Source organism: Plantactinospora sp. WMMB782, from assembly GCF_049179135.1.
In the GTDB taxonomy this organism is placed as follows: domain Bacteria; phylum Actinomycetota; class Actinomycetes; order Mycobacteriales; family Micromonosporaceae; genus Plantactinospora.
Map to the genome: position 1 here is coordinate 5,560,429 of NZ_JBMHMC010000007.1, position 25,310 is coordinate 5,585,738.

The 25,310-nt window shown below is 72.5% G+C and carries 18 protein-coding genes and 1 riboswitch; of the genes, 12 read left to right on the plus strand and 6 right to left on the minus strand.

From position 1 onward, the window contains the following. The first annotated feature begins 9 nt into the window (after window positions 1-9). Complete coding sequence (locus ACN28A_RS27045; protein ID WP_421399524.1) at window positions 10-345, plus strand: hypothetical protein; 336 nt, start codon at window positions 10-12, stop codon at window positions 343-345. Between the two features lie 42 nt (window positions 346-387). Here the strand turns inward: ACN28A_RS27045 and ACN28A_RS27050 are convergent, their stop codons facing one another. Then, the gene (locus ACN28A_RS27050; protein ID WP_421399526.1) at window positions 388-1,185 is read right to left on the minus strand and encodes a hypothetical protein; all 798 of its coding nucleotides are present in this window, start codon (window positions 1,183-1,185) and stop codon (window positions 388-390) included. A 236-nt stretch (window positions 1,186-1,421) separates the two neighbouring features. On the opposite strand from ACN28A_RS27050, the gene ACN28A_RS27055 reads away from it, so the two are divergent. The 7 genes from ACN28A_RS27055 to ACN28A_RS27085 all read left to right on the plus strand — a co-directional run bounded on the left by ACN28A_RS27055 (window position 1,422) and on the right by ACN28A_RS27085 (window position 14,028). Further along, window positions 1,422-2,432, plus strand: a complete 1,011-nt coding sequence (locus ACN28A_RS27055; RefSeq protein ID WP_421399528.1) for a hypothetical protein — start codon at window positions 1,422-1,424, stop codon at window positions 2,430-2,432. 136 nt (window positions 2,433-2,568) lie between these two features. Then, complete coding sequence (locus tag ACN28A_RS27060) at window positions 2,569-3,612, plus strand: SDR family oxidoreductase (RefSeq protein WP_421399530.1); 1,044 nt, start codon at window positions 2,569-2,571, stop codon at window positions 3,610-3,612. Window positions 3,613-3,732: 120 nt separating this feature from the next. Then, window positions 3,733-4,473 (plus strand): hypothetical protein, encoded by a 741-nt coding sequence (locus ACN28A_RS27065; protein WP_421399532.1) that lies wholly within the window; start codon window positions 3,733-3,735, stop codon window positions 4,471-4,473. A 329-nt stretch (window positions 4,474-4,802) separates the two neighbouring features. Next, entirely contained in the window at window positions 4,803-6,860 is a 2,058-nt protein-coding gene (locus ACN28A_RS27070) for a DNA gyrase/topoisomerase IV subunit B (RefSeq protein ID WP_421399534.1), read from the plus strand. A gap of 99 nt (window positions 6,861-6,959) precedes the next feature. Then, entirely contained in the window at window positions 6,960-9,485 is a 2,526-nt protein-coding gene (locus tag ACN28A_RS27075) for a DNA gyrase/topoisomerase IV subunit A (RefSeq protein ID WP_421399537.1), read from the plus strand. Between the two features lie 310 nt (window positions 9,486-9,795). Further along, a complete protein-coding gene (locus ACN28A_RS27080; protein ID WP_421399539.1) occupies window positions 9,796-12,315 on the plus strand; it encodes an alkaline phosphatase D family protein in 2,520 nt (839 codons plus the stop codon). Window positions 12,316-12,408: 93 nt separating this feature from the next. Continuing rightward, the gene (locus ACN28A_RS27085) at window positions 12,409-14,028 is read left to right on the plus strand and encodes an SLC13 family permease (protein ID WP_421399542.1); all 1,620 of its coding nucleotides are present in this window, start codon (window positions 12,409-12,411) and stop codon (window positions 14,026-14,028) included. 19 nt (window positions 14,029-14,047) lie between these two features. On the opposite strand, the gene ACN28A_RS27090 is transcribed toward ACN28A_RS27085, so the two are convergent. Then, window positions 14,048-14,512: an aminoacyl-tRNA deacylase gene (locus ACN28A_RS27090; protein WP_421399544.1), complete on the minus strand. Its 465-nt coding sequence runs from the start codon at window positions 14,510-14,512 to the stop codon at window positions 14,048-14,050. 149 nt (window positions 14,513-14,661) lie between these two features. On the opposite strand from ACN28A_RS27090, the gene ACN28A_RS27095 reads away from it, so the two are divergent. From ACN28A_RS27095 to ACN28A_RS27105, 3 genes are all read left to right on the plus strand, one after another. After that, a complete protein-coding gene (locus ACN28A_RS27095) occupies window positions 14,662-15,504 on the plus strand; it encodes an NAD(P)H-binding protein (protein ID WP_421399547.1) in 843 nt (280 codons plus the stop codon). Between the two features lie 35 nt (window positions 15,505-15,539). After that, window positions 15,540-16,640, plus strand: a complete 1,101-nt coding sequence (locus tag ACN28A_RS27100) for an NADP-dependent oxidoreductase (protein ID WP_421399550.1) — start codon at window positions 15,540-15,542, stop codon at window positions 16,638-16,640. Between the two features lie 111 nt (window positions 16,641-16,751). Beyond that, complete coding sequence (locus tag ACN28A_RS27105; protein WP_421399553.1) at window positions 16,752-18,353, plus strand: flavin monoamine oxidase family protein; 1,602 nt, start codon at window positions 16,752-16,754, stop codon at window positions 18,351-18,353. A 153-nt stretch (window positions 18,354-18,506) separates the two neighbouring features. Here the strand turns inward: ACN28A_RS27105 and mdlC are convergent, their stop codons facing one another. Then, window positions 18,507-20,108: a benzoylformate decarboxylase gene (mdlC, locus tag ACN28A_RS27110; RefSeq protein WP_421399555.1), complete on the minus strand. Its 1,602-nt coding sequence runs from the start codon at window positions 20,106-20,108 to the stop codon at window positions 18,507-18,509. Window positions 20,109-20,363: 255 nt separating this feature from the next. After that, window positions 20,364-20,504, plus strand: a riboswitch (cyclic di-AMP (ydaO/yuaA leader). A gap of 485 nt (window positions 20,505-20,989) precedes the next feature. Between mdlC and ACN28A_RS27115 the strand changes: the two genes are divergently transcribed. Next, a complete protein-coding gene (locus ACN28A_RS27115) occupies window positions 20,990-21,811 on the plus strand; it encodes a C39 family peptidase (protein WP_421399558.1) in 822 nt (273 codons plus the stop codon). 85 nt (window positions 21,812-21,896) lie between these two features. On the opposite strand, the gene ACN28A_RS27120 is transcribed toward ACN28A_RS27115, so the two are convergent. The 3 genes from ACN28A_RS27120 to ACN28A_RS27130 all read right to left on the minus strand — a co-directional run bounded on the left by ACN28A_RS27120 (window position 21,897) and on the right by ACN28A_RS27130 (window position 25,243). Then, on the minus strand, window positions 21,897-22,445 hold the full coding sequence (locus ACN28A_RS27120) for a hypothetical protein (RefSeq protein WP_421399561.1): 549 nt from the start codon (window positions 22,443-22,445) through the stop codon (window positions 21,897-21,899). Between the two features lie 180 nt (window positions 22,446-22,625). Then, window positions 22,626-23,423, minus strand: a complete 798-nt coding sequence (locus ACN28A_RS27125) for a GNAT family N-acetyltransferase (RefSeq protein ID WP_421404662.1) — start codon at window positions 23,421-23,423, stop codon at window positions 22,626-22,628. Window positions 23,424-23,542: 119 nt separating this feature from the next. Further along, entirely contained in the window at window positions 23,543-25,243 is a 1,701-nt protein-coding gene (locus tag ACN28A_RS27130) for a CDP-glycerol glycerophosphotransferase family protein (protein WP_421399562.1), read from the minus strand. Window positions 25,244-25,310: the final 67 nt, after the last annotated feature.

Sequence of the window (25,310 nt, forward strand, 5' to 3'; positions counted from 1 at the left end):
GGAGTGGTCGTGCCTCCGATCCTCGGCACCTGGGACGTCCAGCTGAAGACGCCGATCGGGACGCTGAACGTGGTCTTCGTCTTCACCGACGACGGCAGCGGCCTGGCCGGCACCGCGTCGACGCGGGCGGAGACCGTACCCCTCCGGGCCATCGTCTGCGACGGTCCCCGGGTGACCTGGCGGCAGTCGGTGACCCGTCCGATGCGCCTCAACCTCGACTTCGACGTGGTGCTGGACGGTGACGCTCTCACCGGCCACTCCCGGGCCGGGCGACTGCCCCGCAGCACGGTCACCGGCACCCGCCGCCGAGCCGGCGAACCCGAGCCCCCGACCCGAGGCGGATAGCCGATCCTGGAGCGAACCCGTTCCCGAACCCGGTCTTCAGGGTCAGGCCGTGTCGAGATCGGTGCAGTGTGCGATCGACGCGTCGTCCGCCGGCACCGCGTGCTCGGCTTCGGCCCGACGGACCCGACGGATGATCTCGGCAGGTCCGTGGGCGGCCAGGGCGGTCAGCACCTCCGGCCAGTCGGCGAGCCCGAACCGGTGCACGATCCGGCTGGCACCGTTGCTGAGCAGGACGGCCCCGGTCAGCTCGGCGGCCGGGCAGCTTCCGCTGACCGCCTCGTCCGCCGCCCGCGGATCGTCCTTGGCCACCCAGAACCCGCCCGGCCGGTTCCGGTGGGCGCGCAGCTCCCGCAGCAGCCGCCGGTACTCGTCGCCACCGGGCTCGGTGGCCGCGAGCCTGGCCTCGTACGACCGGCTGGTCACCACCTCGCGCGGATCGGTGACGACCAGCGGCGGCCCGTCCACCCGGTCGAGTACGACCGTCGAGTCACCGAGCACCAGGTGCTCGACGACACCGTCGCAGACCCGCAGCATGGCCACCGTCGCCGACGGGCTGACCAGGTCGGTGACCTCGCAGCTGTCCCGGTGTTCGTCCGTCACCCGGTCGATCGCCTCGGCGAGCAGCGCCGGAAGGCTGGGCGGCGCGGTGCGGTCGTCAGAAATCGGCGACAGCAGGCCGAGCAGGGTGCCGCCGAGGCGGCGGGCGTACCAGGCGACGCCGTGCCGGCAGACCGATCCGCTGCCGGGAATGCCCGCGCCGTCGAGGACCACCGCCGCGCCGGGCACGGCTCCGGCGAAGTCCTCGTTCACCCGGCCGGGCCGGGCCGGGACACTCGTCATCGTCACCCGCACGTTCCGCCGCCCTTTCCCGCCGGTGCACGGATCGACGTTAACAATCCCGGGCCGGCGGCGTTCCCGGCCGCACGCCCCCAGAAGCATCGGACCGGCGGCCCGGGGTGGGTGTCGGGTGATGAGGCAGGCTGGTCATCGTCGGCGCGGAACCCAGTAGATGATCTGGCCGACAATCAGTGCGGGATGCCGGTCGGGCACCGCTTCCAGGGCGGTCGGCTGGTCCGATGCCGGACACGGCAGAGCAGCTCGACGAGTTGTTGGAGTCCGGCGAGCTCGTGCGGAAGTTGGTTACCAGGGCGCGGAAGGAGGGTGCGCCCGAGTGGTTCCAGCCGTGGCCGGAGATCGAGTGTGAAGCTGTCTCGCTGCGGTGGCACGACGAACTTCGTGCCCGGCCTGCTCCAGACCGAAGCGTACGCGCGGGCCCGCAAGGGTCGCCCGGGGTCGAGCAGAGTTCGGTCGGCGGGCCGCTGCTGTGGCCCGCCGACGAACCATGGCCCGGGTGCGGGGGCGAACATCCCGAGGACCACCTCGACGCCGGCCCGGACGATCCCGCGCAGGGGCCGCTGGTACCAGTGCTCCAGATTTTCGCCGCCGACGTGCCGGACCTGCCGTTTCCCGCCGGGACTGATCTGTTGCAGGTGCTCTGGTGCCCGTTCGACCACCAACCGTGGTGTTCGCCCCGGCCGCACCTGCGGTGGCGGCGACGCGCGGACGTCGGCACCCGCCGCGAGACGATGCCGACGCCGCACGAGGACGCCGACCCGGCACTTGTCCCGGATCCCTGCACCGTCGATCCCGAGCCGGTCGTCGAATATCCCAGCCACGACCTGCCACCCGAGGTGTGGGGGCAGATCGACGACACCGTACGGCGGGTGGCGGAGCAGACGGGCTGGCAGTACGAGTACGACCTGTCGGAGGCGTCCGGGACCAAGGCCGGCGGGTATCCCGGCTGGGCCCAGAGCCCCGACTGGCCGGTCTGCGAATGCGGTACCGGCATGAGCCACCTGCTCACCATCGCGAGTTGGGAGTTCAGCCGCGGCGACGAGAGGCGGTGGATTCCGGTGGAGGACCGGCCCGCGATGGCCGGCTGGTCGTTCGACGGCGACGACGACCACCCGTGGCGGGCGGTGCAGAACCCGGCCGGGATCATGCTCGGTGACGCCGGCGGCAGCTACCTGTTCGTCTGCCCGTCCTGCCCGGAGCGCCCGTTCGACTACCGGTTCGACTGCTCCTGACCGGACTCCCTCCCGACCGCCGACTCCGCGCGTTGTGGCCCGGACCGGCGAGCGGCCATACTGACAGCCTTCCCTAGACGGTGAGACCGACACGCGTTCCGGGCGGCCGGTGCGCCAGCGTTCCGCCGGGTCGGCGGTGAGCACAGGAGGTGGCGCCATCAGCGCCCGCAGGGTTCTCTTCGTCGGCGGCAGCGGGATCATCAGCTCCGCCTGTTCCCGGCTCGCCGTCGAACGCGGGATCGAGCTGACGGTGCTCAACCGGGGCACCACCACCCGGCGGCCGCTGCCGCCCGAGGTCAGGGTGCTGCGCGCCGACATCCGCGACCCGGACTCGGTGCGGTCCACCCTCGGCGGTCGGGAGTTCGACGCGGTGGTCGACTGGATCGCCTTCACCCCGGCACACCTGCGGACCAGCACGGAACTGTTCCGGGACCGGACCGGCCAGTACGTCTTCATCAGCTCGGCGTCGGCCTACCAGACCCCACCGGCACGGCTGCCGATCGTGGAGTCGACACCGCTGCGCAACCCGTACTGGCGGTACTCCCGGGACAAGATCGCGTGTGAGGACCTGCTCGTCCGGGCGTACCGGGAGGACGGGTTCCCGGCCACCATCGTGCGCCCGTCGCACACCTACGACCGGACCCTGGTGCCGTTCGACGGCGGCTGGACGGTGCTCGACCGGATGCGCCGGGGCCGGGAGATCGTCGTGCACGGCGACGGGACGTCACTGTGGACACTCACCCACCACACGGACTTCGCCCGGGGATTCGTGCCGCTGCTCGGGCATCCGGCCGCGATCGGGGACGTCTTCCACATCACCTCCGACGAGGTGCTCACCTGGAACCAGATCGCCGAGACGCTGGCGGCGGCGGCCGGGGTGCCGGCCCGGATCGTGCACGTGCCGTCGGAGACGATCGCCGCCGCGGATCCCGAGTGGGGCGCGGCGCTGCTCGGCGACAAGGCGCACTCGATGGTCTTCGACAACAGCAAGCTGCGCCGACTGGTGCCGGACTTCGTGGCGACGGTGCCGTTCAGCCGGGGTGCCCGGGAAATCGTCGACTGGCACGACGCCGACCCGGCCCGGCAGCGCGTCGACGTCCGGCTGGACGCGCTGCACGACCGGCTGGTGCAGGCGTACCGGATCCGCGACCTGGTCGGGGCCGGCTCGGAGGACCAGTAACTCGGAGGAGAAATAGTAGGTGACCCCCATCCCCGGTAGCGCGTTGCCCGGCGTGCTGCGCCCGGTCGGCGTCGTCGGCCGCGGGCTGCGGTCCGCCGATCCCGACCGACAGGATCGGTGATGGGTCGGTCCCGCCCGTTCCGCCGTACCGGTCGCCGGCGGCTGCTCTGGGCGGCGGGTGTCGTCGTCGCGTTGCTGGTGGCCGTGTCGGCCGGGCTGTCGTGGGCGTTCCCGTCGGTCGCGGCGGCCTTCTGCCCGTCCTGCTACGGCCTCGAACAGCTGCGACCGGGCCTGTACGTGGAACGCGGCGTCCCGGCCGAGCAGCGCAGCCGGGCGGCCGAGGTGGCGGACGAGGCGGCCCGGCGGGTGGCCGCGTTCTACGGCGGTGAGCGGAGTTCGGCACGGCTGCTCGTCTGCTACACCGACGCCTGTTACCGCCGGATCGGTGGCGGCGGCGAGCGGGGCAGGGCGGTCCTCGACCGCGTGGTGCTGCTGTCGCCGCGCGGCGTCGACGTGGTGATCGCCGCCCACGAGCGGTCGCACGTCGAGCTCTACCACCGGCTGCGGTCGCCGGACGCCGTGCCGCAGTGGTTCCAGGAGGGACTGGCCGTACTGGTTTCGGACGATCTCCGGTACCTGTTGCCGGCCACCGCCGCGGACCGCTGCCGGGTCGTGTCGGGCGAGCCGCTGCCACAGACGCTCGACGACTGGCTCGCCGCCCGGGGCGGTGACCGGCTCTACGCGGTGGCGGCCTGCCGGGTCAGCAGGTGGGTGGCCGGACACGGCGGCCCGGCGGCGGTGCTGGACCTGATCGACCGGGTGAACCGGGGCGAGCGGTTCAGCACCCTCGTTCCGGGCTGATCCGGCGACGGTCCGCCGACCGGGCTCGGCGGCGGCCGGCGCCCGGCAGGTCAGTGTCTCCCGCGCGGTCGGATGCTGGGCATACCGGACATCCTGCCGTACTGGAGATCCCGCCCGCATCCCGATTCACGCCAGCCCCACCGGCACCGCAGGCCCCGGTGGGAGTCTGTCGTACCCGGCGGCGACAATCGGGTGATGTTCCTCGCCACGCGGCCCGGCCGGGCCGCGCACTGCCGGCCACCGGCCCCCGCAGTGGGTACGCTCGCTACCGGCGTGGGGGCCGTCCCGGCGCCCAGCTCGCCGACCAGCAACTTCGGGAGTTCACCTCGTTGACTGCACAGCCTGAAATCCTGTACGGGGCCGACGACCTCACCCATCTGGAGGGTCTGGACGCGGTCCGGAAGCGCCCCGGCATGTACATCGGGTCGACCGACAGCCGTGGCGTGGGTCACCTGTTCAACGAGATCGTGGACAACTCCACCGACGAGGGTGTCGCCGGCCACGCGACCCGGGTCGAGGTGACCCTGCACGCCGACGGCTCGGTGCAGGTCGACGACGACGGCCGGGGCATCCCGACCGACGTGCACGCCAAGTCCGGGCTCTCCGGCGTCGAGCTGGTGCTGACCCGGCTGCACGCGGGCGGCAAGTTCGGCAACTCCGGCTACAAGACCTCCGGCGGCCTGCACGGGGTCGGCGCCTCGGCGGTCAACGCCCTGTCCCGGCGCTTCGACGTGACGGTCCGCCGGGACGGCAAGATCCACCAGATGTCGTTCCAGCACGGCGTGCCGGGGATCTTCGACGGAGCCGGTGCCGGGGCCGTCTTCACCCCGCACCCGGGGCTGCGCCTGCTCGGCAAGACGAAGCGGGGCGAGCGGACCGGCACGTCGATCCGATACTGGCACGACGCGCGCTACTTCGAGACCGGCGCCGCCCTCGACGTGGAGGCGGTCCGCACCAAGCTGCGGCACACCGCGTTCCTGGTGCCCGGCGTGACCTACGTGCTGCGGGACGCCACCGGCGGGGCGATCAGCGCCGAGACGTTCCACTTCCCGAACGGCCTGGCCGACATGGTCGACTACCTGTCGCCGGCCGCCGACAAGCCGGTCTCCGGCACCCTGCTGGTCACCGGCGAGGGCAGCTACCGGGAGAACGCCGCCGACGCCAACGGCGTGATGCGCAGCAACGTGGAGCGGCGGGCCGAGGTCGAGGTGGCGTTCCGCTGGGGCACCGGCTACGAGCGGACCGTCGAGTGCTTCACCAACACCATCCGGAACGTGCACGGCGGCACCCACCGCCGGGGCTTCGAGCGGGGCGCCACCCGGGCCCTGGTCGACGCGATCCGCAACGCCCGCGGCCTGCTCAAGCCGAAGGAGGACGCCCCGGTCCTGGACGACATCCTGGAGGGGCTCACCGCGGTGGTGCACGTCCGGATCCCGGAGCCGCAGTTCACCTCGCAGACCAAGGACGAGCTCTCCACCGCCCCGGTGACGAAGGTCGTGCAGACGGTCGTCGAGCAGCACATCAAGGCCTGGCTGGAGGACCGCAGGACCCGGGCCGAGGCGCGTACGGTGCTGCAGAAGATCGTCGACGCGGCCCGGGTCCGGCTGACCCAGAAGCAGCAGAAGGACGCCGCCCGGCGCAAGACCGCGCTGGAGGGCGCGGCGATGCCGCCGAAGCTCGTCGACTGCCGATCCACCGGGGTCGAGCGCAGCGAGCTGTTCATCGTCGAGGGGGACAGCGCGCTCGGCACCGCCCGGCTGGCCCGGTCCAGCGAATACCAGGCGCTGCTGCCGATCCGGGGCAAGATCCTCAACGTCCAGAAGGCCAGTCTCCAGCAGGTGCTGGACAACGCCGAGTGCTCGGCGATCATCCAGGTGCTCGGGGCGGGTTCCGGGCGCACCTTCGACCTCGCCTCGCTGCGGTACGGCCGCATCCTGATCATGGCCGACGCCGACGTGGACGGCTCGCACATCCGTACCCTGCTGATCACGCTCTTCGCCAAGTACATGCGCCCGGTGATCGAGGCGGGCCGGCTCTACGCCGCCGTGCCGCCGCTGCACAAGGTCAGCACCAGGGGCAAGAACCCGGAGACCCACTACACCTACACCCAGGCCGAGATGGAGGCCACGGTCGGCCGGCTGGCGAAGGCGAAGAAGCAGGTGGTCACCCCGATCCCCCGGTTCAAGGGGCTCGGCGAGATGGACGCCGACGAGCTTTGGGACACCACGATGAACCCGGCCAGCCGGATGGTCCGGCGGATCACCATGGACGACGCCGAGGCCGCCGAGCAGGTCCTCGAACTGCTGATGGGCGAGAAGGTGGAGCCCCGGAAGAACTGGCTGATCGACTCGGCGAACCGGGTCGACCAGGAGGCGATCGACGCCTGACCTGTCCCACACGGACAGGCGACCGGAAACACCACAGGCACGCGGAACCGACAGCGGCCGGGCATCCCCGGCCGGCGAGGAAAGGCAGCGCTGCACACCATGGCACGCCGTACGGGCAAGGGACCCAAGGTCGACCTCTCCGCCTTCGACCAGGCGGGGGCCAGGGTCCTGGACAACCCACTGGCCACCGAGGTCGAGGACTCCTACCTGGAGTACGCCTTCTCGGTGATCCACTCCCGTGCCCTGCCGGACGCGCGGGACGGCCTCAAGCCGGTGCACCGGCGCATCCTCTACTCGATGAGCGAGCAGGGGCACCGGCCCGACCGGGCACACGTGAAGTCGGCCCGGGTCGTCGGTGACGTGATGGGACGCCTCCACCCGCACGGTGACACCGCGATCTACGACGCCCTTGTCCGGCTGGCCCAGGACTTCTCGCTGAACGCCCCACTCATCGACGGACATGGAAACTTCGGGTCCCCGGACGACGGACCGGCTGCGGCCCGTTACACCGAAGCACGGATGTCCCGCGAGGCGATGCTGCTGGTCGGCGAGCTGGGCGAGGGGACCGTCGACTTCAAGCCCAACTACGACGGCTCGCTGACCGAGCCCTCGGTGCTGCCGGCCGCCTTCCCGAACCTGCTGGTCAACGGCACCTCCGGGATCGCGGTCGGGATGGCCACCAACATGATCCCGCACAACCTCGGCGAGGTGGTCGCGGCGGCCCGCTGGCTGATCGACCACCCGGACGCCGAGCTGGACAAGCTGATGGAGTTCGTCCCCGGCCCGGACCTGCCCACCGGCGGGCTGCTGCTCGGCCTGGACGAGGTGCGCAAGGCGTACGAGACGGGCCGGGGGGTGGTCCGGATGCGGGCCCGCGTGGAGACCGGGCCGCTGGAGGGGAGCCGTGGCCGACAGGCGATCACCGTGGTCGAGCTGCCCTACGGGGTCGGCGCCGAGAAGATCATCGAGGCGATCACCGACGAGGTACGCGGCAAGCTGATCACCTCCGGCCCGCGCAAGGGTCAGCGGCAGGCGGCCCGGCTCCAGGGCATCGCCGACGTGAAGGACCTGACCGACCGGGAGAACGGCACCCGGCTGGTGATCGAGTGCAAGGTCGGGGTCAACCCGCAGGCGCTGCTCGCCGACCTCTACCGGCTCACCCCGATGGAGCAGTCGTTCGGGGTCAACAACCTGGTCCTGGTCGACGGCCAGCCGCAGACCCTCGGGCTCAAGCGGCTGCTGGAGGTCTTCCTGGCCCACCGCTACGAGGTGGTGACCCGGCGTACGACGTTCCGGCGGCGCAAGCGGGCCGACCGGCTGCACCTGGTCGACGGCCTGCTGATGGCGCTGCTCGACATCGACGAGGTGGTCCGGCTGATCCGGGCCAGCGAGAACGCCCAGGCGGCCAAGGACGGGCTGATGAGCCAGTTCGGGCTCTCCGAGATCCAGGCGACCTACATCCTGGACACCCCGCTGCGCCGGTTGACCAAGTTCGACCGGATCGAGCTGGAGGTGGAGCGGGAGCGGCTGCGCGACGAGATCGCGGCGCTCACCGAGATCCTGGACGACGACCGGGTGCTCCGGAAGGTCGTCTCCGACGAGCTGGCGGCGGTGGTGGACGAGTTCGCCGCCGGGCGGCGTACCACGCTCATCGACGGGGACCTCAAGGAGGTGCTGGCGGCGTCGGCTCCGGCCGGGCCGCTGGAGGTCGCCGACGACCCGTGCCAGGTGATCCTCTCCGCCACCGGGCTGGTCGCCCGGACCGCCGCCGAGTCGGAGGAGGCCGCCGAGGGGCGGCGGCGCAACGGCCGGGCCAAGCACGACGCGGTACGCGCCGTCGTGCACACCACCGCCCGGGGGCAGGTGCTGCTGGTCACCAGCGCGGGGCGGGCGTTCAAGACCGACGTACTTCCGCTGCCGGTGCTGCCGGAGCAGGCCGGCACGGTCTCGCTCTCCGGCGGGATGTCCACCGCCGAACTGGTGCCGTTGGAGCCGGGGGAGACGGTCGTCGGGCTGGCGCCGCTCGGTGAGCGCGGTGCCGGCTCGCCCGGCCTGGCCCTCGGGACCAGGCAGGGCGTGGTCAAGGTCTGCGCGCCCGACTGGCCGGTCCGCTCGGACGAGTTCGAGGTGATCGGTCTGCGGGACGGCGACGAGGTGGTCGGGGCGACCTGGCTGACCGACGGCGCCGAGACGCTCGCCTTCGTCACCTCGGACGCCTCGCTGCTGCGGTTCCCGGCGAAGCTGGTCCGGCCGCAGGGGGTCAAGGGCGGCGGAATGGCCGGAATCAACCTCGGCTCCGGTGCCGAGGTGGTCTTCTTCGGCGCCGTCCGCACCGACGAGGCGGAGCACGGTGAGCCGATGGTGGTCACCTCCAGCGGCAGCGGCGTCAAGGTGACCCCGTTCGCGCTCTACCCGGCGAAGGGTCGGGCCACCGGCGGGGTACGCGCACAGCGCTTCCTCAAGGGCGAGTCCAAACTGGTCGTCGCCTGGGTCGGGCCGCGTCCGGTCGGCATCAGCAAGCGCGGCGAGCCGATGGCGCTGCCCGAGCCGGACCAGCGCCGGGACGGCTCCGGAGCGGCGATGTTCGGCCCGGACACGGTGGGCCACCTGATCGAACGCGGCTGACCAGGCAGGCGCGCGCCTGATCGAACGCGGCTGACCAGGCAGGCGCGCGCCTGCTCGAACGCGGCTGACTGGCGGGTGCGTGCCTGCTCGAACGCGGCCGACTGGCGGGCGCCTGCTCGAATCCCGGCTGGCCAGGCACCCGGGCCAGCTGACCGAAGGCTGACCGGGTCTACCGCCCAGCATTCCGGCCGGACCGGCGACCCGCCATCCGGCGTACCACCTCGCTTCACATGATCTTCAGGAGCCTGGTGGCCGGGCTGTCCAGACTGACCGACGACATCGTCGGCGGTAAGGGCAGGTGCGGGCAGCGGTGGACGTCTCTCCGATCAGCAGGCGGCGGTTCCTCAGGGTCGCCGGTGGCACCGCCACGGCGGTGGCGGTCAGCCAGCTCGTAGCGGAACTGCCGGAGGCGTACGCGGCAGAGCTGGATCCGGCCCCGTTCACCCTCGGCGTCGCCTCCGGCGAGCCGCAGCACGACAGCGTGGTGCTCTGGACCCGGCTCGCCCCGGACCCGCTGGACGCCGAAGACGGCGGGATGCCGGCCGAGCCGGTGCGGGTGCGCTGGGAGGTGGCCCGGGATCCGGGGTTCCGGCACCCGGTGCGGCACGGCGAGGTGACCGCGCGGCCCGAGTCGGCCCACTCGGTGCACGTGGTGGTGCCGCACCTGCACCCCGACCGCTGGTACTGGTACCGGTTCCGGGTCGGCGAGGTCGTCAGCCGCACCGGGCGTACCCGGACGCTGCCGGCGCCCGGCGCGAAGGTCGACCACCTGCGGTTCGCCTTCGCCTCCTGCCAGTCCTGGGTCGGCGGCCCGTACCCGGCCTACCGGGACATGGCCGGGCAGGAACTCGACTTCGTGGTGCATCTCGGCGACTACATCTACGAGACCACCGACGGCAGTCTGACCGAGTTCCGCCGGCTGCACGCCCTCTACAAGACCTCGCCGGACCTGCGGGCCGCGCACGCCCGGTTTCCGTTCGTGCTCACCTTCGACGACCACGAGGTGCAGAACAACTACGCCGGCCCGGTCGCCGGGGCGGCCGGGGACGGGCGGCCGTTCCTGGAGCGCCGGGCGAACGGCTACCAGGCGTACCACGAGCACCTGCCGCTCCGGCCCGAGCAGCGGCCGGACGGGCCGGACATGCTGCTCTACCGCCGCTTCGACTTCGGCCGGCTGGCCCGGTTCAGCGTGCTCGACACCCGGCAGTACCGCAGCGACCAGGCCCTCGGCGACGGCCGCAGGGAACCGACCGGCGAGGTCTTCGACCCGACCCGGACGATGACCGGCCCGGAGCAGGAGCGCTGGCTGCTGGACGGGCTGCGCCGGTCGAGGGCGCGGTGGAACGTGATCGCCCAGCAGACCATCATGGCCGCCTTCGACTACGACCTCGGGCCGGGGCGGATCGTCAACCTGGACCAGTGGGACGGCTATCCGCCGGCCCGGTCCCGGATCCTCGACTTCGTCGCCCGGCACCGGATCTCCAACCCGGTCGTCCTGAGCGGAGACTGGCACACCCACTGGGTCAACGACCTGACCACCGACTTCGCCGACCCGCGCGCCCGGACCGTCGCCACCGAGTTCGTCGGCACCTCGATCTCGTCCGGCGCCGGCTGGGACGCCGACGTCCGCGCCGGGCTGGCCGCCAACCCGCACGTGCGGTTCTACAACGGCAGCTATCGCGGGTACGTGGTCTGCGACGTCACCGAGCGGCGCTGGCGGGCCGACCTGCGGATCGTGCTGGACGCCCGGGACGCGGCGTCACCGGCGTACACGATCGCGGCGTTCGAGGTGCGTGACGGCGTACCGGGGGCCCGCCGGGTCGACGCCGGGGACGGGATCGTCGGCCGGGTCAGCGACCAGGCGACCGGCGCCGCCCTGCCGAACGTGGAGGTGACGGTCGTCCGGGCCGACGGCGGCCGGCTGGCGGTCGGCAGCACCGACCCGGCCGGCGAGGTGCTCGCCTTCGCCCCGCCCGGCGACTACACCGTCACCGTGAACGGGGTCGGCTACGAACCGCTGACCCGCGACGTAGCTGTCCGGGCGGGTACGCCGACCCGGCTCGACCTGCGGCTGACCCGCGCGGCCACCCGGGCCGGCACCGGCCGTATCGTTCCCGGGCCGCAGTCCTCGGCCGGCGTCGCCGACCTGGTGCTCGGCAACGACCTGGTGGCGCTCGCCGTCTCGGCCGGTACGGACGACCCGCAGCTCGCCGGGGTGACGGTCGGCAAACCGCTGGACTTCGCCGCCGTCGGCCACCTCGACCAGCTCGACTGGATCAACCTGCCGTACGCCTCGGCGGCCCAGCCGCGCGGCAACAACGCCTGGCAGCAGCGGACCGTCCGGTGCACCGCCGTGGAGGTGCTCGCCGGGCCGGTGGCGGCGGTCCGGGCCACCGGGGCCAGCACCGCCGTGCCGGAGATCGCGGTGGTGACGACGTACAGCATCCGGTCGGGCGAGCCGTGGGTGAGCGCGGAGAGCGTCTTCCGCAACGACGGCGGGATGCCCCGGACGTTCTGGACCGGTGACGCACTCGACCACGACGGTGCCGGGCAGCGCAGCGGGATACCGGGCCACGGCACCGTCACCAGCGACACCGCCGCCGAATACCTGCCGTCCGCGCCGTGGATCGGGATGACCGGCTCGGACCGGCAGACGTACGGGCTCCGCTACGAGCGGGCCGACTTCGTCGGGTACGCCGCGTACAACTGGGTGATGAGCCAGTGGCAGGTGACGTTGGAACCGGGTGCCACGTTCACGCTGCGACGCCGGATCGTCGCGCTGGACAACGACGGCGCGGTCGACCCGTTCGGCGTACTCGGAAATATCTGACTCCTTTTCCACGCCTTCTGTTGTGGATCGCCGGTCTGGCGGGAATGAGGGTGACACCTGTCCCGGCATCAGTACAGAACGATGGAGGTCGTCGTGGCCACCACCAGCGACAGCAGCGACGCCGCCCCCACCAGAACCGACGTCGACAAGGCGTTGCTGGGCGGCGGCACCTACCGCAGCCTGGGGGAGCAGCGGCTCTCCCCGGCCGAGGAACGTTTCGAGCGGGGCCGCCGGACCACCGGCCTCTGGCTCGCCCCGCTCGTCTCGGTGGTCTTCCTGGCCCTGCCGCTGGACATGCCCGGCAACCAGCAGACGCTGGCCGGGATCCTGCTCGGCGTCATCGTGCTCTGGGTCACCGAGCCGGTGCCGATCCCGGTCGGCGGGCTGCTCGGCGTCGCCGCCGTGGTCGTCCTCGGGGTGGCCCCCGCCGACGACGTACTCGGGCCGTTCGGGTCCTCGACGGTCTTCACCTTCATCGGCGCGTTCATCCTGGCCCAGGCGATGCTCAAGCACGGGCTGGCCCGGCGGTTCGCGTTCCGGATGCTGTCGCTGCCCGGGGTCGGCCGGACCACCGGCCGGGTGATCGTCACGTTCGGCCTGATCACCGCCCTGCTCTCCGCCTTCGTCTCGAACACCGCGACGGTGGCGATGCTGCTGCCGACCGCGCTCGGCATCCTCGCCGTGATCGCGAAGCTGTTGCAGGAGCGGGGCATCGCGGCGGCCGACTTCGACCCGACCCGGCTGCGGGTCGGCGTCGCGCTGATGCTGATGCTCGCCTACGGCGCCAGCGTCGGCGGCCTGCTCACCCCGGTCGGCAGCCCGCCGAACCTGATCGGCCGGGACCTGATCGCCGAGGCGACCGGGGAGCGGATCTCGTTCGCCGAGTGGATGGTGGTCGCCCTGCCGATCTGCGCGCTGATGTTCGTCGCCCTCGCCACCGTCCTGCTGCTGCTGAACAAGCCGGAGATCCGCCGGATCGACGGTGTCGCCGAGTACGTCGCCGCCGAGCGGGCGAAACTCGGCCGGCTCTCCACGGCCGAGCGGAACACCCTGGTCGCCTTCGCCGTCACGGTGACGCTCTGGATCACCCCCGGTGTGGTGGCGCTGGTCTTCGGCAGCGAGTCCAGCCAGTACGAGTGGATCGGCGGGCGGCTCGACGAGGGAATCGTCGCGGTCTTCGGCGCCGCGCTGCTCTTCCTGCTGCCCACCGACTGGGGCAGCCGGACCTTCACCCTGAGCTGGTCCGACGCGGCCCGGATCGACTGGGGCACCATTCTGCTCTTCGGCACCGGCATCATCTTCGGCGCACTGCTGGAGAGCAGCGGACTGGCCAAGACGATCGGTGACGGCAGCGCCGACCTGTTCGGGCTGGGCAGCGCGGTCGCGATCACCGCGTTCGCCGTGCTGCTGGCGATCGTCATCTCGGAGACGACGAGCAACACCGCCTCGGCCGCGGTGGTGGTGCCGATCATCATCCCGGTGGCGGTGGCCGCCGGGATCGACCCGTTCGTGCCGGCGCTGGCGGCCACCTTCGCCGCCTCGTTCGGCTTCATGCTGCCGGTCTCCACCCCGCAGAACGCGATCGTCTACGGCTCCGGCGTCGTACCGATCACCCGGATGATCCGCTCCGGCTTCTCCTTCGACATCCTGGGCGCGATCCTGATCATGCTGCTCCTGCCGCTGATGGTCGCGCTCGTCGGCCTCGGCGCCTGACGGCCGCCCAGGAACCCGGTCAGCGGGGCGGTTCGGGGTCGGTGACGTCGGCGACCCGGCCGTCCAGGGCGGCCACCGCCGCGTCGGCGTCCAGTGCCACGGCGGTGCCGCGCTCGCCGGTGCCGAGCGTGATGGTGCGGCCCCGGAGGCGTTCGTCCGCCACCACCGGCCAGGCCGTGCGGGAGCCGAACGGGGTGATGGTGCCGCGCTCGTAGCCGGTCGCCGACTTCGCCTCGTCGGCGTCCGGCAGGGCGAGCCGGTTGACCCCGAGCAGGGTACGCAGCTTCGGCCAGGAGATCACCCGGTCGCCGGGTACCAGCACGAAGACGAAGTCCTGGGCTCCCCGGCGTACCACGATGGTCTTCACCACGTCCGGTATCTCGACGCCGATCGCCTCGGCGGCCTCGGCCACGCTGCACACCGGCCCGTGCCGGAGCACCCGGTGCGGGATACCGGCCGAGACGAGGGCGGTGATCGCGGACATGGCGCCACCGTACCCGCCGGCCGGCCGGCGCCGCCCCCGGTCCGTCATGCCGGCCACCGTCGTGCCCTACACCGCATTGCCGGCACGGACTTCGGACATCGGACCGAGCGGCCGAGCCGACTCCGTGGGTCTGGGGTTGACTGGGTGGCATGAACGACGCACCCGTCCTGGTCCTCGGCGGCACCGGCAAGACCGGCCGCCGGGTCGTCGCGCTGCTGCACCGGCACGGCCACCCGGTACGCGCCGCCTCGCGCTCCGGCTCGACCCGCTTCGACTGGCACGACGAGTCCAGCTGGACAGCCGCGCTGGCCGGAGCCGGAGCGGTCTACCTGGTCGACTCCGGCGGCACGGACGCGGCGGCACAGCTCACCGAGTTCTGTGCCCGGGCCGCGGCCGTTGGGGTCCGCCGGCTGGTGCTGCTCTCCGCCCGGGACTGGGGAGCCTCCGGCGACCCCGAACTGCTGGCCGGCGAGCGGGCGGTCCAGCAGGCCGGGCTCGACGCGACGATCATCCGGCCGACCTGGTTCGCACAGAACTTCAGCGAGTTCCCGGTCCTGTGGCATCCGCTGCGGCGCGGTGAACTGGTACTGCCGACCGGCGACGGCCTGGAGCCGTTCGTCGACGTCGACGACATCGCCGAGGTGGCGGTGGCCGCCCTGACCCGCTCCGGACACGCGGGGCAGACCTACCAGCTCTCCGGTCCACGACTGCTCGGCTTCGGCGCCGCGGTACGCGAGATCGCCGAGGCGACCGGCCGGGACCTGCGCTACCGGGCGGTCTCCCGGTCGGAGTACCTCGCCGGGCTGACCGGGGCGGGCACCCCGGCGGAGGAGGCGGAGAGCCTGGTCCGGAGCCTCGGCTGGATCGCCGAGGGACGCAACGCGTACCTCTCCGACGGGGTGCGGCAGGTGCTGGGGCGCGAGCCCCGGGACTTCGCCGACTACGTCCGGGACACCGCGCCGACCGGTGCCTGGGACCCCGACCGGGGGTAGGAGTGTCGACCAGCAGCAGCGGAGGGAGCGAGCGGATGTCGATCGAAGCCAGCGCAGGCGCGGGTCGGGACGGTGCCGGGACCGGCGGTGCTCACACCGGCCGGCCGGAAGATCGGCCGGGGCCGACCGGCCGGGAGGTCCGGTTGGCGGCCCGGCCGCACGGCGAACCCGGCCCGGAGAACTTCGAACTCGTCAGCACCACCGTGCCGGCGCCGGGACCGGGGCAGATCCTGGTGCGGAACACCTGGATGTCGGTCGACCCGTACATGCGGGGGCGGATGGACGACCGGAAGTCGTACATGCCGCCGTTCCGGGTCGGCGCCGCCCTGGACGGTGCCGCGATCGGCGAGGTGGTCACCTCGGAGGCGCCGGCGGTACCGGTCGGGGCGACGGTGTCGCACAGCCTCGGCTGGCGCGAGTACGCCGTACTCGACGCCACCGCCGCGACCGTCGTCGACACCTCGGTCGCGCCCGCCGAGGCGTACCTCGGGGTGCTCGGGATACCCGGGCTGACCGCGTACGTGGCACTCACCGACACCGCCCCGGTCCGTCCCGGGGACGTGGTGTTCGTCTCCGCCGCCGCCGGCGCGGTCGGCTCGCTGGCCGGGCAGTTCGCCCGCAGGCTCGGGGCGGCCCGGGTGATCGGCTCGGCCGGAGGGCCGGAGAAGGCGCGGCGGCTGGTCGAGGAGTTCGGCTACGACGCCGCCGTCGACTACCGGGCCGGATCGGTCCGCGCGCAGCTGGCGACGGCGGCGCCCGAGGGGATCGACGTCTACCTGGACAACGTCGGCACCGACCACCTGGCGGCGGCGCTGGACGCGCTGCACATCGGCGGCCGGGTGGCGCTGGTCGGGGCGATCAGCCTCTACAACGCGACCGCCCCGGTGCCCGGTCCGACGAACCTGGTGCTGGCGCTCACCAAACGGCTGAGCCTGCGGGGCATGCTGGTGACCGACCACCTGGACCGGCTCGCCGACTACCTGCCACTGGCCACCGGTTGGCTGGCCGACGGCTCGCTGCACACCGCCAACACGGTCCGGGACGGGATCGAGGCGGCCCCGGACGCCTTCCTGGAGATGCTCCGGGGCGGCAACGTCGGCAAGATGCTCGTCCGGCTCGCCGCCGGCGCCGGTTAGCGGACGGGGCCGGGGCACCAGGCGGGAAACAGATCGGCAATCTTCTCCGTTCCGTCGCGGAAACACACTCCTTACAGACTCGGCGTCCCACGGATCTGGTGAGGAGACGGTATGAACCAGCACGACCAGTCCTCGGTCAGCCGCCGGGGCTTCCTCCGGGCGGTCGGGGTCAGCGGCGGGGCGGGCGCGATGCTCGCCACCATGGGCGCGCTCGGGCTCGCCCCGACCGCCGCGTCGGCGGCACCGCCGTTCCGGGCACCGAACCGGTCCGACTTCCAGCTGACCGGCCGCTCCGGCGCCCGGGTCGTGGTGCTCGGCGGCGGCGTCGCCGGCCTGGCGGTCGCGTACGAGCTGGGCAAGGCAGGGTACGACTGCACGGTGCTGGAGGCGCGCTCCCGCCCCGGCGGCCGGAACCTGACCGTCCGGGGCGGCGACGTGGAGACCGATCTCGACGGGCAGACCCAACGGGCCGGCTTCTCCGACGGCGTCTACTTCAACGCCGGGCCGGGCCGGATCGCACAGTGGATGGTCACCATGGACTACTGCCGCGAGCTGGGCGTGCCGGTGGAGGTCTTCACGAACGCCAACGCGGACGCCTGGATCTACAACGCCTCGGCCGGGATGACCGCCCCGGTCCGCTACCGCACCGCGCGGGCCGACGTCTACGGTTACGTCTCCGAGCTGCTGGCCAAGGCGACCGACCAGGGTGCGCTGGACGACCGGCTGACCGCAGAGGACAAGCAGCGGCTGCTCTCCTTCCTACAGAGCTTCGGCGCGATCGGCGGGCGTACCAGCGGATGGGCGTACACCGGCACCGGCCGGCGGGGGTACGCCAGCTATCCCGGCGCGGGCAACGACAGCGGCGTACCGCTGGGCGCCCCGCCGCCGCTGGCGGACGTCTTCGCCAGCAACGTCGGCCGGTACTTCTCCTTCGAGCTGGGCTACGACCAGGCGATGCTGATGTTCCAGCCGGTGGGCGGGATGGACCAGATCCCCCGGGCGCTGGCGAAGGCGGTCGGCCCGCACCGGATCCAGCTCGGGGCCGAGGTGACCGGGGTGACCGACCGGGGCGGCCGGGTCGAGGTGACCTACCGGAAGGGTGGCCGGGAACGCCTGCTCCGGGCCGACTTCTGCGTGGCGACACTGCCGCCGCACCTGATGGCCCGGGTGCCGCACAACCTCGGCACGGACGTGACGGCGGCGCTCGGCAGCTTCCCGGCCACCGCCTCCGGCAAGATCGGGTTGGAGTACCGCAGCCGGTGGTGGGAGTCGGACCAGCGCATCTACGGCGGCATCACCGAGACCGACCTGGACCTGGCGCACATCTGGTACCCGTCGTACGGCTTCCACGGCCGGCGGGGGCTGATCGTCGGCTACTACAACACCGGGGCGAACGCGCGGGCGTACAGCGCGCTGACTCCGGCGCAGCGGCAGGAGCGGGCGGTCATGCAGGGGGTGAAGATCCACGGCGAGAAGTACCGCTCGGAGCTGGCCACCGCGTACTCGCACGCCTGGGACCGGACCCGCTTCCTGGAGGGCGCCTGGACCTCGCCGCCGCACGGCACCGCCGGCTACGACCTGCTGCTCCGGCCGGCCGGGCGGGTCTACTTCGCCGGTGACTGGCTCAGTCACGAGGTGGCCTGGCAGCACGGCTCCTTCGTCTCGGCCCGCTCGGTGGTCACCGCGCTGCACCAGCGGGTGATGGCGGCCTGAGGCGCCGTTCCCGGACCAGCGGGTGACGGCGGCCTGGGACCGCGGTTCCGGGACCAGCGGGTGGACGCCGGCCTGGGACCGCCGTTCCCGGTCCAGTCGATGACCACGGGCGGAGCACTTCCGGTTGCACCCGGAGGGCTTCGGACGGCTGCTTCAGAGCAGTGGTGCGACGTCCCGGCTGATCGGCACGGCGAGCACGGTCGGACCTTCCGTGCCGAGTGCCGCCCGGAACGCCGTCCGGAACTCGTCCACCGATTCCACCTGGTGCGCCGTGCAGCCGTAGCCCCGGGCGATGCCGGGGATGTCCAGGCCGGGCAGTTCCAGGCCGGGCACCCCCGGGGTCTCCTCCAGCTCGGCGAAGGCTTTCAGCACGCCGTACTCCTGGTTGACCGGCACCACGAAGACGACCGGTAGCCGGTGCTGGGCGGCGGTCCAGAGCGCCTGCGGCGAGTACTGGAACGAGCCGTCCCCGATCACCGCCACCACCGGCCGGTGCTGCCGGATGTCCCGCTGGGCGAGCGCGATGCCGACGGCCGCCGGCAGTGCGAAGCCGAGTCCACCGCTGGCCATCTTGAAGTACGAGCCAGGCCGGGTGATTGTCAGTTGCCGGTGCAGCACGCTGAGGTTGGAGGGGGACTCGGGTACGACGATCCCGTCGGCGGGCCACTCGGCGGCGAGTGCCCCGAAGAGCGCGTCCGGGGAGAGCGGGGTGTCGCCGGCCGCCTCCGGCGGGGCGGGCCGGGGCGGCGGCAGCGGTCGGTCGCTCGGCGGCAGCCGCTCGGCCAGCCCGGCGCAGGCCAGCGTCACGTCGCCGACCAGGCTGTCCCCGACCGGCGCCCGGGCCGCCTCGGCGGGGTCGTCGGTGACGTGCAGCAGTCGGGTCCCGTCCGGTAGGTAGCCCCGCCGCCCCGGGACGTACGGGTAGTAACGGAACACCGGGGCACCGATCACCAGTACGGTGTCGTAGCCGACCAGTTTCTCGGCCAGCGGCCCGATCGCCGGCGGCAGCAGCCCCTGGAACTGGGGGTGCTGCTGGGGGAAGCCGACCCGGTCGGCGAACGGCGGCTGCCAGACCGGTGCCCGGGTCCGTTCGGCGAGGGCGACCGCCTCGGCCCAGCCGCCGGCCCGGTCGACCCCGGAGCCGATCACCAGCATGGGCTGCCGGCTGCTCGCCAGGATCTCGGCGAACCGGTCCAGTTCCGCCGGATCGGGCGCGATCCGGGTGCTCACCCGGCGTACCTGGGCGGTGCCGTTGGCCGGTTCGTCCCAGTCGTCCAGCGGCAGGGAGAGGTAGACCGGCCCGGCCGGCGGCTGTACCGCGGTGGCCAGCGCCCGCATGAACGCCTCAGGGATGTCCTGGGCGCGCAGCGGCTCGTGGCTCCACTTGACGTACGGCTCGGGAAGTTGGGTGGGGCGCACGTTCGTCAGCATCGGCTCCGACAGGCTCATCGTCCGGGTCTGCTGGCCGGCGGTAACGATCATGGGTGTCTTGTTGTGCCAGGCGGTGACGAGGCTGCCCATCGCGTTCCCGGTGCCGGGCGCGGTGTGCAGGTTTACGTGCACCGGACGGCCGCTGGACTGGGCGTAGCCGTCCGCCATCGCGACCGCCGACGCCTCCTGTAGGGCCAGCACGTACGCGAAGTCGGCCGGAAAGTTCTTCAGAAATGGCTCCTCGGTGGAGCCGGGGTTGCCGAACAGGGTGGTCAGGCCCAGGGAACGGAGCAGGTCGTAGGTCGCTTCGTGCACCGTTGTCATCGAAAGGAGCCTCCTGGTGTCCTCGTCCCATACTCGGGCGACCGGGCTAAGCCGGTCATTTCCGTCATACCGCACCCGTACATGATCATGCCGGTTTATCTGCGCGACCGTCCGTGACCGTCGGGTGGCCCCCGGAGCTCCAAATCGCGGTCCTGCTCACTGTTTTCGCTGCTCACTGGGCTTGGCAACAGCCGAACGCGGACAGTAATGTCGGCAAGTCCGCCATCGGCCCCTTGGTCACCGCCTGGTGACACCGGTGCGGACCCGCTTAATCGTTCTGTGACGAGCCGGGGACCCACAGTTATCTGGGGTGAATCTTCGGGCTACGGCCCGGGGTAGGGCGGCCTTCCCGCCCGAATCCGTCAGCTAACCCGGTAGGCGGTGTCGGAAGGAGTAGTTGTTCGTGCCGCATCACCCGGGCTCCGGCCCGTCCCCCCAGTTTCCTCGCTGCGTCGCGGCGCCGCTCCCGGCCGCCGCGACAGCCGTACCGGACCACCCGGTCCCCGGCCGGGGCCCGATCCTGATCCGATAGCGGGCTGTGCCGCGGAGGTCGTCGACGCGCGGGTCGTCCCGGGCGCGCCGACCGGCTCGCCGGCAGGTCCCGGTACCGCGCCGCAGGCCGGCGGCGACGGATCGTGGTGGCGCTGATTCCACCGGTACGCCGACAGCGGTGTCCCCACCCCTGGGCACATCGTGGGTCCCTCCGTCTCCGCCATGTCCGTCGGCGCGCGCCTTTCCGGTGCCATTCCGCGCGATTTCCCGGCACATTCCGGCAGCGATAAGAAACGTCGCGTCACCACCCCGTCCCCCGGTAGTGGTGGCACGCATTCCCCTGGAGGACAACGTTGAAGCACGCAATTAACGGGCGGTTCAGGACTGCCATGTCGGGCCGCCGGAACCGGCTCGCACTCGCCTCGGCAGCGGTGCTCGCCGCCGCCGCCTCGACCGGGGTCGTGCTGGCCTCGACCGGCTCGCCCGGGGCACCGGGGACCGGCTCGACGGTCGCCGTCGCCGAGGTCGGCGCCCCCGTCGCGGATCAGGCCGGAGCGGCCGCCACCACCGCGCCGCGGACGACGGCGCCGCAGACCACCGCCCCGGCGACCGAGACACCGACCACGGCACCGGCCAGCAAGGCGGCCAAGGTGGCCAAGGCGGCTCCGACCAGCGCCCCGAGCAAGCGGCCGGCACCGCCCGCGACCAAGCTGCTGGACTACGATTTCCAGACCCAGATCAACGGCTGGTACTGCGGCCCGGCGGCCACCCGGATCGCGCTCACCGTCCGGGACAAGCAGCCGAGCCAGGACTCCGTCGCCGCCGACCTCGGCACCACGACGAGCGGCACGAACTCGGCCCAGGACACCACCCGGGTGCTCAACAAGATCATCGGTACCGACTTCTACCGCACCACGGCCATCCCGGGCGGCGCGGCCACCCCGGCCCAGATGGACCGGCTCCAGGCGGACGTGGTGCACGCCGTCACCAGCGGATACGCCGTGGTGGTGAACATCGCCGGCTCGGCCACCGACCTCGACGGCGGCTGGCACAGCTACCCGGGCGGGCACTACCTGACGGTGGTCGGCTACCGCGACGACGGCCGTACGGTGAAGATCGCCGACCCGGCCATCCCCGGCGAGGACAGCAACTACTGGATGAGCACCATCGACCTGGCGAACTGGGCGGCCACCCGCGGCTACTCCTCCTGACCCGCCCCACCCTCCCGCACGGGTGTAAGGGCCCCCTCCCATCGCATTTTGTCTAGGAGGGGGCCCTTCCTTACACCCGTGCGGGTCACTGGCCCTCCCACACCGCCTTGGCGCCTGTGTCACCGGTGCGGAACACGTAGTAGAGGGCGGCGCCGGCCGCGGCCAGGGCCAACACCCCGAGCACGAGGCTCAGCACCGGTGAACCCGTGGCGGCCGGTGCGGCGCCGGCGGCCGCGCCGTCCGTGCCGTCCCCGTCGGCGGTCGCGGCTGGCCGGGTGGCGGCGGTGCGGGGCTTGACGAGGAGGACCAGCGCCAGGGTCAGCACGCCGAGCGCGATGGTCGCGTACAGGGTGTTGGTGCCGAGATCCTGGTGCTCCGCCAGCCGGGGGACGTACTCCGGGCTGACCCGGTTGCGCGATTCGAGGCGGGCGAGGAAACGGTCACCGGAGAGCTTGGCCATCAGCGCCGCGACCGGGGTGGCGACGGCGAGCAGCCCCAGCACCCAGCGCAGGTGCGGGCGGACGAACGGCAGGAACGCGTACCCGACCGCGGCCAGCGCGAGCAGTGGCACGAAGACCACCGCGGCATGGACCAGGAAGGGGTGGGCGGGAATGCCCATGAACTCCTCGAGCACCGGAGCCTCCTCGGCGACAGATCGGATCGGCGAAAGACAGGGTGGGACGACCGGCGTACGGGCCGGTGGCGGAAAGCTCCGGCAGCCTGGCAGGCGTGCGGACCGTTGACATGGTGCCCGTGGCACTGGTCCTTGACAAGGGTCGGCGGACTTCGACCGGCGGTCCGGACCAGCGTCAGTTCACTGTGGACCTTCGTCGGACGTGGCCGCGGCCACCGGCGCCTCGCCGACGACGTACTCGGTGTACTCGGCGACCGGGGTGAAGCCGAGCCGGTCGTAGAGCTTGTGCGCGGCGGTGTTCTCCGCTGCGACGTTCAGCGCCACCGTGTCGACGGCCTCCAGCAGCCGCCGGCAGAGCGTCGCCACCACGGTGCTGCCCAGCCCCTGCCCCCGGTACGCCGGAGCGGTCGTCACGTTGCCCAGCGCGCTCACCCGGTAGCGCGGTGACCAGACGTGCACCCCGGCGACGGCGACCAGCCCACCGTCCCGGCGCAGCCCGACGTAGTGACCGGTCTCGACCATCCGCGGGTCGAACCAGTTGCCCGGATACGCCGCCTGGTAGAACGCGGTCAGCTCCGGTACGTCCGCCTCGGTCAGCACCTCGCCGGCCGGCGCGACCCGGGCCAGCCGGTCCGGGTCGGTGAGCGCCATCTTCAGGTGCGCCCCGCGCGTCCGGACCGGGTACTCCCGGGCCAGCACCTCCACGCCGCCGGGGGAGAGGTGCGCCTCGAAGTGCCGGGGCAGCAGCGGGAGGAGACCGGTGAGCAGTTCGGTAAGTGGTGCCGGGGAGCGGTGCAGTGCCAGCAGCACCGGCCTGGGCGCACCGTGGTAGAGCAGCGCCACGGCCTCGCCGCACCGGTACCAGTTGGTGTACGGCCAGTAGAAGTCGTCGAGGTCGCCGAGTTCGTACGCGTGCAGGTGCGGGTCGCGGCGCAGCAGGTCGGCCAGCTCGTTACGGTCGTGGCTGGTCCTGATCATCGTCACCGGGGCATCATGGCACAGCCCGCGAGCACCCTCGGCGCAACGCCACCCAGCCGCCCACGGGTCCCCGCCCACGGGTCCCCGCCTCAGGAGCACCGGCAGGCGAGGGGGCGCGGTCAGGGGACCGGGGCGGGGCGGGGTGTCGGTACCGGCGGGGGCGTACCGGCACCGGCCACCTGCCGGCGGGCCTCGTCGAGGAACCCGTCGGCGTAGTGCTGCTCCGGGAAGTCGCCGAGATAACGGGTCCGGGTCCGCCACCGGGTCTCGGCCAGCGGATCGCTCTCCAGCAACCGGTCCAGCACCTCGTCCAGGTTGGACAGTTCCGGGTCCAGCACGTAGCCCGAGCCGGCCAGCGGGAAGCCCTCGACGAACCGGTCGCCCTCGCCGACCCGGTCGGTGACCGCGTACGGCTTGCCCGAGTAGAGGTAGTCGGAGATCACCGCGGAGACGTCCGAGACCAGCGCGTCGGAGGCGTTGACGCAGTCGACAAGGCTCATCTTCCGGGCCGCGTCGGCGCCGAATACGTGCCGCCGGCCGGTGCCGGCCCGGTGCTCGGCGAGGAGCTGCTCGATCCGGGCGAGCTGCCGGGCCGACGCCGGGTTCTGCGAGGTGTAGGGGTGGGCGCGCAGGACCACCGTCACGCCCCGGTCCAGCAGCCGGCGGACCAGCTTCTCGCCGACCGGCAGCGAGCAGTGGTCGACGTCGGCGTTGTGCCCGGTCCAGGTCGGCGTGTAGAGCACCACCTTGTCGGCCCGGTCCCGGATCGGCTCCCGGCGTACCGCGATCGATTCCACCTGCGGACGGCCGACGATCGCGAACTTCTCCCGGGGAATCGTCACGCCGTTGCGGGCGTACCTGTCGATCGCCGCCTGCCCGGCCACGAAGATCCGGTCGAAGATCGCGGAGACCGGGTTGGCGCTCGGCGCCTTGTCGCTGTCGCCGTGGTGCAGCTGGATGTGCGTGAGGTGGGCGTACCGGATGCAGTGGCTGTTCTTGGCGCCGTGGTTGACGTAGAACGCCACCCGCAGGCTCGGCACGATCGCCTCGTCGATCGATCGCGGCGTCGGGCAGACCACCACCGGCGCCTTCGTGGCGGCGGAGATCGCCGGCAGGAAGTTCGGCTCCCGCAGCAGCACCACGAACGGCCGCCCGATCCGCTCCAGGTACGGCAGCCACATCATCACCTGGTATTCCGAGCCGGGTGGCGCGGAGAAGTGCAGCAGGAACTCCGGCTGGTGCCGGCGCAGCGCCTGGGTGACCGCGCTCTGCCCGGCCGAGGGGCGCAGCCGGCGCAGCGCGAGCGGCCCGACCGCGCCGATTCCGGCCGCCGCGCCGACCAGCACGGTGAGCAGCAGGGCGGGCCAGGCCGGGAGGGTCAGCGCCGCGCTGCCGGCGAGTACGGCCAGCAGGACCAGCACCGCCGGCCCGAGCCGGTCGGCGACCAGCAGCGGCCAGGCCCGTACCCCGAGGTTTGCCGAACGCACCTCCAGCTCGGCGGCGTCCCGCAGCGGTCGCTCGGCCAGGGTCAGCCCGAGCAGGGTCAGCCCGGTCAGCGCCAGGGCCAGCCAGTTCAGCCCGGACTCGGGCACCCGGTGCGCGTAGCCGACGAGTACCCCGGCGATCAGCAGCACCGGCTCGGCGACCAGGTCGGCGCGGGGGTTGACCCGGCGTTCCAGCCAGACGGCCACGGCGCCGGCCACCGCCAGGGCCAGCCCGAGCAGTTCGGCCGAGGTGAGGGCGAGGAGCAGGAAGGACAGCACGGCCAGGCCGGCACTCAGACACCGGACGGTCAGTTTCCTGACCAGATCGCCACGCATTCGCTTCCTTCCTGGGGCGGACGGTCGCCGGATCGCGGCCGGCGGGGGTGCGGGACCGGGCTAGGGA